The organism is Paenibacillus sp. FSL L8-0644, from assembly GCF_038008165.1.
In the GTDB taxonomy this organism is placed as follows: Bacteria; Bacillota; Bacilli; order Paenibacillales; family Paenibacillaceae; genus Paenibacillus; species Paenibacillus polymyxa_D.
In genome coordinates, this window is record NZ_JBBOYN010000001.1 from 1 (window position 1) to 10,000 (window position 10,000).

The window sequence follows — 10,000 nt, forward strand, 5'->3', positions numbered from 1 at the left end:
GTGGACAGCCATACCTCTGAACTATGGCAGCAAATTCTATCCATCATACAAACCAAGCTGAGTAAGCCGAGTTACGACACTTGGTTTAAGGCTACCAAGGCAGCGAAACTAAATGACCACTCCATTGTGATTTCTGCACCGACAACTTTTGCCGTGGAATGGCTTGAAAGCCGCTATACCAAGCTAGTCGGAGCAACGGTTTATGAGATTTTGGGCAAACAGCTAGAGGTCAAGTTCGTTATTGAAGAGAACAAGCCCGCCGAGGTCGACCTTCAGCAACAACCTCAGCAGCAGCCGGTCGTTCATGAAGAAGCTGTGTCCCATATGCTGAATCCCAAATATACATTCGATACATTCGTCATCGGATCGGGGAACCGTTTTGCCCATGCGGCATCGCTGGCCGTCGCCGAGGCGCCGGCCAAAGCTTACAATCCGCTGTTTTTATACGGTGGTGTAGGGCTGGGAAAAACGCATCTGATGCACGCTATCGGACACTATATTTTGGAGCACAATCCGGCCAGCAAGGTCGTTTATTTATCGTCGGAGAAGTTTACGAATGAATTCATTAATGCTATCCGGGACAACCGCGGGGAAAGTTTTCGGAATAAATATCGCAACATTGATATTCTGCTCATTGACGATATTCAATTCATTGCGGGTAAGGAATCGACGCAGGAGGAATTTTTCCACACGTTCAACGCGCTTCATGAGGAACGCAAGCAGATTATAATCTCAAGCGATCGGCCACCTAAAGAGATTCCAACGCTGGAAGAACGGCTACGCTCTCGCTTCGAGTGGGGACTCATAACGGATATCCAACCGCCGGATCTGGAAACGAGAATTGCTATTCTTCGTAAAAAGGCGCGGGCAGAAAACCTGGATATTCCCAATGAAGCCATGATGTATATCGCTAATCAAATTGATACAAACATCCGTGAGCTAGAAGGGGCGCTTATTCGCGTTGTCGCTTATTCCTCCTTAACCAATCAGGATGTATCAAGTCATCTCGCGGCTGAGGCGCTGAAGGATATTATCCCGTCCAGTCGACCAAAAATGATCACGATCCAGGATATACAGCACCAAGTCGGGGAATTTTACAATTTACGGCTGGAGGATTTTAAAGCGCGTAAACGGACGAAGGCTGTAGCTTTTCCACGACAGATTGCCATGTACCTGTCTCGTGAGTTAACCGATTATTCTTTGCCAAAAATCGGTGAAGCTTTCGGTGGGCGTGATCATACGACTGTCATTCATGCGCACGAAAAAATCTCCAAATCCATTCAAGTGGATCAGGATCTGTTTAAAGTTATCAACAACCTAATAGAAAAAATCAAAAATCCAACCTGAACAAGTTCAGAGCCTATACACAATTTATACACATGTGGATAGGCTTGATTTTATTAGGGTTACAGTGACTTATCCACATATTCAGTGCGCCTATTACTATTACTAATATATTTTAAAGATATACATCACCTAAATAAGGCCCGCGTCAACGCGTGCTTGAAGGATTAAAACCCGTAGGAGGAACTTATGAAGATCAGCATTCTGAAAAACGTTTTGAACGAGGCTATACAACATGTATCCAAAGCGATATCAAGTCGAACTACGATTCCAATTCTGAGTGGTATTAAGCTGGATGTGAATCACCAGGGAGTAACGCTGACCGCCAGCGATACAGACATCTCGATTCAATCCTTTATTCCGATGGAGGATGGTGACCAAACTGTCGTTCAGGTTGAACAACCCGGTAGTGTGGTGCTGCCTGCCAAATTCTTTGTCGAAATTATCAAAAAGTTGCCTTCGCAGGAGATTCGTATGGAGGTAAAAGACCAATTCCAAACCTTTATCTCGTCCGGTGCAACTGAAATTCAGATTGTTGGCTTAGATCCTGAAGAATTCCCGGTGCTTCCCAACATTGAAGAAAATCAAGTCATCTCTGTGCCAGGAGATTTACTTAAAAATATGATTAAACAGACGGTGTTCTCCATTTCCACCCACGAAACGACACCGATTTTAACCGGCGTGTTGTGGAATCTGGCTGAGGGGGAACTGAAGTTTGTGGCAACGGACCGCCACCGCCTTGCCACCCGCAGCGCTCATTTGGAGACGTCTGAAGGCTTGCGCTTTAGCAATGTTGTCATTGCGGGCAAAACGCTGAATGAGCTGAGCAGAATTATTCCAGACCAAAATATGCTTGTGGATATCGTAGTAGCGGACAATCAGGTATTATTCAAAGTAGATCGGGTGCTATTTTATTCCCGCATCTTGGACGGCACCTATCCTGATACTTCTAGAATTATTCCGACCTCCTACAAAACAGAACTGATTGTGGATACAAAAAGTTTAAGTGAGTCAATTGACCGTGCTTATTTGCTGTCCCGTGAGGAAAAAACGAATATCGTAAAAATGCAGTCGCTGGAAAATGGCGGTTTGGAAATTTCCTCTAGTTCCTCTGAGCTTGGCAAAGTGCGTGAGGAAGTAACGGTGTCCAAATTTGAGGGGGAGCCGCTCAAAATTTCGTTCAACTCTAAATACATGCTTGACGTGCTGAAGGTGATTGACAGCGAGCAGCTGACGATTGCTTTTACCGGCATTATGAGTCCCATTATTTTAAAACCGGCAGATTCCAGCAATGCGCTATATATCATCCTGCCATATCGCACAACCAACTGATGTCTAGCGTTAACCCACCTGAGGACAACCGAAAGGATGAACAAGCCTTGAAACCAATATCTATACAGACCGAATACATCAAGCTCGATCAATTTTTAAAATTAGCCGATTGTGTATCCACAGGAGGCATGGCTAAAGCCCTGCTGCAAGAGGGACAAGTCCGTGTGAATGGTGAACCGGAAGAACGTCGTGGAAGAAAACTGTACCCAGGTGATACCGTAGAAGTAGAGGACAACGGAAGTTTCGAGGTTACAGCAGGAGCATGATCGCCTGGGTGGCAAGGACTCCTTTTAGGTACGGAGTAACAAGGGGGACCCTATGTGTTTGTGAACAACATTGTTTTGCAGCAGTACCGGAACTATGAGCAGCTGGAACTGAATGAATTTGGTCCCGTTAATTTGCTGATCGGACAAAATGCGCAGGGCAAAACGAATCTGGTAGAGGCGATTTTTGTACTAGCTTTAACCAAAAGTCATCGAACGTCCCGCGACAAGGAGTTAATCTCTTTCGGGGCTACTTCCACTCACCTAGCCGCAGATGTGGATAAAAAATACGGGAAAATCAGACTGGATCTCGCGTTATCCACACAAGGCAAAAAAGCAAAGATCAACGGACTGGAGCAGCGTAAATTGAGCGATTTTATCGGTTCGTTAAATGTGGTCATGTTTGCACCTGAGGATCTGGAAATTGTGAAAGGAACACCGGGGGTTCGCCGCCGGTTTCTTGACATGGAAATCGGCCAGGTTGCGCCAGGCTATCTGTATCATTTGCAGCAATACCAGAAAGTATTGGTTCAGCGAAATAACCTGCTCAAGCAAGCTTGGGGTAAGGATATGGCGTCAGTGCAGCTGATGCTGGAGGTATGGAATGAGCAACTTGTTGAGCATGGTGTTAAAATTGTTAAAAAGCGGAAACAATTTATAACAAAGCTACAAAAGTGGGCTCAAGCTATTCATGAAGGGATCGCAGGTGGGACGGAAGAGTTAAAATTAACCTATGTTCCCTCCTTCAGTGAGCCAGAGGAAGAAGATGAAGCTGTCTTATTGGAGCGATTTATGATAAAGTTATCCCAAATGAGGGAACAGGAAATCCGCCGTGGCATGACTTTGGCGGGACCCCATCGTGATGATTTAGCCTTTGCCATTAACGGCAGAGAAGTGCATACGTATGGCTCTCAGGGGCAGCAGCGGACGACGGCCCTGTCCTTGAAGTTGGCCGAAATTGAGTTAATTCATGAGGAAATTGGTGAATATCCTGTCTTGCTGCTGGATGATGTTTTGTCCGAGCTGGATCCCTATCGTCAAACCCAGCTGATCGAGACCTTCCAAAGCAAAGTACAGACCTTTATCACGGCAACCGGGGTTGAGACTTTGAACGCAGAACGACTCAAGGATGCCAATATTTATCACGTCCACGACGGGCATGTGGAACACTAAGGAGTGAGTGACCGCTATGTATATTCATCTGGGTGGAGAAAAAATCATCCGCTCGTCAGAGCTTGTGGCTATTTTCGATATCTCGATTGAAAAATCCTCTAAAATCTCCAAGCAATACGTGAACCATGCCCAACAGCAAAAGCATGTCGAGATGATTGGCGAAGAGGAAGCCAAGTCCATCGTAGTTACTCAGAATACGGTGTATTATTCCCCCATCTCCTCAACAACACTCAAAAAGCGGGCAAACCAGTTTGTTGCCAATGCTTAACCATAGAATCTATAGAAGTAGGTGAAAGGCATGTCTATGAATCAACCGTCTTATGATGCGGGCGAGATTCAGGTCCTTGAGGGCCTGGAGGCGGTTCGGAAACGTCCCGGGATGTATATTGGCTCCACAAGCGCCAAAGGTCTCCATCATCTGGTCTGGGAAGTTGTGGACAACAGCATTGACGAAGCGCTGGCGGGTTATTGTGACAGCATTCAAGTTGTGGTTCACGAAGATAACAGTGTTACCGTTACAGATAATGGACGTGGTATTCCAGTAAGCGAACACGCCAAAATGAAAAAATCTGCGCTGGAAGTCGTTATGACTGTGCTTCACGCAGGCGGTAAATTCGGAGGCGGAGGGTACAAGGTATCCGGTGGTCTGCACGGGGTTGGGGTATCGGTAGTGAACGCTCTCTCCAGCAAAATGATTGTTCATGTTAAACGAGACGGACATCTGTATGAGCAGGAATATCACCGTGGTGCTCCGCAGTATGATGTCAGAGTCATCGGTGATACAGACGAGACGGGTACCCAAACGACCTTCTATCCGGACGATCAAATCTTTACAGAAACGACCGTATATGATTATGATACGCTCCAAACGCGGATTCGTGAGTTGGCTTTCCTGAATAAAGGCATTGCAATCAGCTTGACTGACGAACGGACGGGAGCTAGCGATACATTCCATTACGAGGGCGGAATCAGTGAATATGTGCAATTCTTGAATCAAAAAAGAGAAGCGCTACATGAACAGCCGATTTATGTCGAAGGCTCGCGGGATATGATTCAAGTCGAAGTTGCATTGCAATATAACGACAGCTATACCGAAAATATTTATTCTTTTGCCAACAACATCAACACCCATGAGGGCGGAACTCACGAATCAGGTTTCAAGAGTGCATTAACCCGGATTATAAACGATTATGCACGTAAAAATGGCTTGATTAAAGACAACAATGCCAACTTGACCGGTGACGATGTGCGTGAAGGATTGACGGCAATTATCTCCGTCAAAATTCCAGAACCACAGTTTGAGGGTCAGACCAAGACAAAGCTGGGTAACAGTGAGGTGCGAGGGATTGTCGAATCCTTATTCGCAGAGAAACTCCAGGAGTTCCTAGAGGAAAATCCGTCTGTTTCCCGCCGCGTGGTAGATAAATCATTACAAGCAGCACGTGCCCGGGAAGCAGCGCGTAAAGCGCGTGAGCTTACACGTCGCAAAAGTGCGCTGGAAATCAGTTCGCTCCCAGGCAAGTTGGCAGATTGCTCCTCTAAGGATGCTTCGATTAGTGAACTGTACATTGTCGAAGGTGACTCCGCAGGGGGATCAGCCAAGCAGGGGCGTGATCGTCACTTTCAAGCTATTTTGCCGATTCGCGGTAAAATCCTGAATGTTGAAAAGGCACGCTTGGACCGTATTTTGTCCAGTGATGAAATCCGGTCGATGGTAACAGCAATGGGTACAGGGATCGGAGACGACTTTGACATCGCCAAAGCCCGTTATCACAAGGTCATCATCATGACAGATGCGGATGTCGACGGCGCCCATATTCGTACGTTGTTACTGACGTTCTTCTATCGGTACATGCGTAAAATCATTGATGCAGGCTATATTTATATTGCTCAACCACCACTATTCAAAGTAGAGCGTAACAAAGTTGTACGTTATGCGAACTCCGAGGCGGAACGTGATGAGATCATCAGGGAATTTGGAGAAAACGCGAAGTACAATGTACAGCGCTATAAAGGTTTGGGTGAGATGAATGCGACCCAACTTTGGGAAACTACGATGGACCCTGAGAGTCGTACTATGCTTCAGGTAACTGTCAGTGACGCGATGCTGGCTGATACACTGTTCAATACCTTGATGGGTGATAATGTAGAACCTCGTCGTGACTTTATCCAAGAGCATGCGAAGTACGTGAAAAATCTTGATTTCTAATGTGTAACGTTCCTTCCTAGTGGCTGTATTACATGCTCATTAGGTAGTATTTTGTAAGAGTTCACGAGGGGCGCCCAAATGGGCGTCCCTTTTCTTGTCATTAACCAGCCCGGGTGTATTTGAATATCTAATCTCATTGTTTTAGGCTTTTTTCTTAGAGCGTACGGGTTTACCTGTCGATGGAGAGTATCGGCCGTAGCCTACTGCATATCTGAATATTTTATGATAGAGGCTTTTGTTTGGAAGGGAAGAGAATACCTTGATTGCTGGTCTCGTATTAACCTCAAGAATCCACGGATAATTTTGCTGATCCAGTCCCACATCTAATCCAATTTCTCTTAAACGTGGGTATTTTTTTTGCAACTGCCAGGCTACCCGTTCGCCCATTTTCGATAATTTTTGCTCCAGTCGTACAGCTTCCTTTACATCCATATATGGAGCGACCAGCTCATTGAAAAAGCGTGTTGTCCCACCGCTGTGATGATTGGTGACGACTTTGTCAGGAGCAGCTACGCGTCCTACAATAAGTGTTGTTTCCCATTGGTGTCTCAAGTTCATCTGGGTTAATACCCTCAGATCGAAGGGGCGTTCTTCATGCTGAAGAAGTGGAATTCCACGTTGGATCAGATATGGACGTTTTCGTATGCGGGAAGAAACCACTCTATGCAGATCTTCTAGACTTTCGAAGGTGAAAATGTCTACTTCATAGCGAAGCACATACCAAGTTCTCTCTTCGATGATTCCTTCTTCTGTCGGCGGGAGCGGCTCTGTCAGCCTCTCTGCCCGCATAACCCCTTTTCCATAAGTACCGTTATCCGGCTTAATATAGACAGTACCATACACGGCCAACATTTCGTTTAAGTGATCAAATGTGTACAACCGTGTTTCCGGTACATAAGCAGCCAATGTCGGATTGGGGAGAATGGCATTTGTTTTGGTCCACTTACTGGATACTCGTTGAATAGACAAGTAATCTCATCCCTTTCTTTTCGAAATATGAGTCATGTACTTGGAATCCGCAACACTTTAACAAAACAAGGGAAACTAAAGGACAAGCGCGTAAAACAATGATATAATAGAGAAATACGGCGTTTTTCGGAATTTTGCTAATTGAACCCTGACCGTATACGTATTGTATGTGGAAAAGGCCCTTATGGTGGGGGCTAATCCCCAGCTCTGGGGAATTTGTTATAATCAGGGCTTGTGAGTTGTACAAGAGAATAGCGATCTGCTACAGGCAGAAAGAGAATGACGAGGGATTTACGCTGTAAAGAGGACAGATGCGTTTAATTGTGCTCTTTTTGTGAAAGTAATATAATTATACAGATGAGGATTTCAGCCAAAATCCTGCGCAGAGAGCGGAGTGTATAGGCAGTATCTTGTTAGGCTTTTCACATAGAGAGCATTGTATTGAAGGATAAGAAGGAGGACCAGCATGGCGGATCAAAATAACTCGCAAATCATCAATAGGGATATCGGAGTGGAAATGCGCGAATCCTTTATGGATTATGCCATGAGTATTATTGTTAGCCGTGCCTTGCCTGATGTGCGGGACGGACTGAAGCCGGTACACCGTCGTATTTTGTATGCGATGTCCGAGCTAGGCATGTCGCCAGATAAGCCTTACAAAAAATCGGCAAGAATCGTCGGCGAAGTTATCGGTAAATATCACCCTCATGGTGATACGGCTGTATATGATACGATGGTGCGGATGGCGCAGGATTTTTCCTTGCGTTACATGTTGGTGGATGGACACGGTAACTTTGGCTCCGTGGATGGAGATATGGCCGCTGCGATGCGTTACACCGAAGCACGGTTGTCCAAGATTGCCATGGAAATGCTACGTGATTTGAACAAAGAGACCGTTGATTTTATGCCGAACTACGATGGTGAAGAGAGCGAGCCTGTCGTATTACCAGCACGTTATCCTAACTTGCTGGTGAATGGGGTCGGCGGGATTGCAGTCGGGATGGCTACCAATATTCCTCCGCATAACTTGGGAGAGGTTATCGATGGTGTACAAGCACTGATCGAAAACCCTGACATTACGCCGATGGAACTTATGGATTATATTCAAGGACCGGATTTCCCGACAGCAGGTTATATTTTAGGACGCTCTGGTATCCGTCAGGCGTACCAGACGGGCCGCGGATCTGTGACCATGCGTGCAAAGACCACCATAGAAGAGATCGGCAATAAAGCACGGATTATCGTGCATGAGCTGCCTTACCAAGTGAATAAGGCTCGTCTGGTTGAGAAAATTGCCGAATTAGTACGTGACAAACGTATTGAAGGCATTACGGATCTGCGTGATGAATCGGACCGTACGGGTATGCGTGTCGTTATTGAGTTGCGTAGAGACGTGAACCCGAATGTCGTTCTGAATAATTTGTTTAAACATACAGCTATGCAGTCGAATTTCGGTATTAATATGCTTGCCATTGTAAACAACGAACCGAAGATTCTAAACCTGAAGGATGTCTTGTATCATTATCTCAAACATCAGGTCGAAGTTATTCGTCGCCGGACAGAATTTGATCTGAAAAAGGCCGAAGCTAGAGCACACATTCTGGAAGGCTTGCGCATTGCTCTTGACCATCTGGACGAAGTTATTGCCTTGATTCGTTCTTCCCAAACTGCAGAAGCAGCTCGTGAAGGACTGATTGAGCGTTTCTCGCTCACTCTTGAGCAGTCTCAGGCTATTCTCGATATGCGTCTGCAACGTTTAACCGGTTTGGAACGTGAGAAGATTGAGAACGAATATAACGAGCTAATACAAAAGATTGCGGAATACCGTGAGATTTTGGCGAACGAGCATCTGGTACTCAACATCATTAGCGAAGAGCTGAATGAACTTAAAGGGCGTTTCGCTGATGAACGTCGCACTGAAATTACAGTGGGTGAAGAGAGTATTCTGGATGAGGATCTCATTCCGCGTGAAGATGTTATTATTACTGTAACCCATACGGGATATATCAAACGCCTTCCTGTTACCACCTATCGCAGTCAAAAACGCGGTGGTCGTGGTGTAGTGGGTATGGATACCAAAGATGAGGATTTCGTAGAGCATCTGTTCATTACGAATTCACATCATCATTTGTTATTCTTTACCGACAAGGGTAAGGTATATCGAATTAAGGCCTATGAGATTCCTGATCTAAGCCGGACAGCCCGGGGAACACCGATTATTAACCTGATTCAGATTGAACAGGGTGAGTCGATCAATGCGGTAATTCCAATCGAGGAATTTGTGGAGGATAGCTATCTTTTCTTTGCGACTCAGCATGGGATTATTAAGAAGACACCGCTTGACGACTATGCAAATATCCGCAAAGGTGGCTTGATTGCCATTAACTTGCGTGAAGATGACGCCCTGATCGAAGTGAAGCTGACGGACGGACAGCAGGAAATGATTATTGGTACAGCACAAGGCATGTCTATCCGTTTCCCTGAAAGTGATGTACGGTCTATGGGCCGTAGCGCTACAGGGGTTAAAGGGATCAACCTTGATGAGAGTGATGCTGTAATTGGTATGGACATCGTGGATACCAGCCTGGATATCCTGATTGTAACGGCCAAAGGTTATGGCAAGCGTACCCCTGTTATGGATTATCGTATCCAAAGCCGTGGAGGTAAGGGGATCAAGACGATTAATGTTACGGAAAAAAATGGTCCAGTT

The 10,000-nt window shown here is 45.7% G+C and carries 8 protein-coding genes (1 of these 8 cut by a window edge); 7 read left to right on the plus strand and 1 reads right to left on the minus strand.

Annotation, left to right across the window (positions count from 1 at the left end; translation table 11 throughout):
- From dnaA to gyrB, 6 genes are all read left to right on the plus strand, one after another.
- Entirely contained in the window at positions 1–1,347 is a 1,347-nt protein-coding gene (gene dnaA / locus NSS94_RS00005; RefSeq protein ID WP_029518975.1) for a chromosomal replication initiator protein DnaA, read from the plus strand.
- A 186-nt stretch (positions 1,348–1,533) separates the two neighbouring features.
- Complete coding sequence (dnaN, locus tag NSS94_RS00010) at positions 1,534–2,676, plus strand: DNA polymerase III subunit beta (RefSeq protein ID WP_029518977.1); 1,143 nt, start codon at positions 1,534–1,536, stop codon at positions 2,674–2,676.
- 47 nt (positions 2,677–2,723) lie between these two features.
- Entirely contained in the window at positions 2,724–2,942 is a 219-nt protein-coding gene (gene yaaA, locus NSS94_RS00015; RefSeq protein ID WP_029518979.1) for a S4 domain-containing protein YaaA, read from the plus strand.
- Between the two features lie 54 nt (positions 2,943–2,996).
- Positions 2,997–4,112, plus strand: coding sequence for a DNA replication/repair protein RecF (gene recF / locus NSS94_RS00020; RefSeq protein ID WP_013308098.1), 1,116 nt, complete (start codon positions 2,997–2,999; stop codon positions 4,110–4,112).
- A gap of 16 nt (positions 4,113–4,128) precedes the next feature.
- Positions 4,129–4,380 carry an extracellular matrix regulator RemB gene (gene remB, locus NSS94_RS00025; RefSeq protein ID WP_007433255.1) on the plus strand — a complete coding sequence of 84 codons (252 nt, stop codon included), beginning with the start codon at positions 4,129–4,131 and terminating at the stop codon, positions 4,378–4,380.
- Positions 4,381–4,410: 30 nt separating this feature from the next.
- On the plus strand, positions 4,411–6,321 hold the full coding sequence (gene gyrB / locus NSS94_RS00030; RefSeq protein ID WP_013308100.1) for a DNA topoisomerase (ATP-hydrolyzing) subunit B: 1,911 nt from the start codon (positions 4,411–4,413) through the stop codon (positions 6,319–6,321).
- A gap of 141 nt (positions 6,322–6,462) precedes the next feature.
- On the opposite strand, the gene NSS94_RS00035 is transcribed toward gyrB, so the two are convergent.
- Positions 6,463–7,290: a YheC/YheD family protein gene (locus NSS94_RS00035; RefSeq protein WP_029518980.1), complete on the minus strand. Its 828-nt coding sequence runs from the start codon at positions 7,288–7,290 to the stop codon at positions 6,463–6,465.
- 466 nt (positions 7,291–7,756) lie between these two features.
- Between NSS94_RS00035 and gyrA the strand changes: the two genes are divergently transcribed.
- On the plus strand, positions 7,757–10,000 hold the 5' portion of the coding sequence (gene gyrA / locus NSS94_RS00040; protein ID WP_029518981.1) for a DNA gyrase subunit A. The gene runs 321 nt beyond the window's last position; only the first 2,244 of its 2,565 coding nucleotides appear in the window; it begins with the start codon at positions 7,757–7,759; the stop codon falls past the right edge of the window.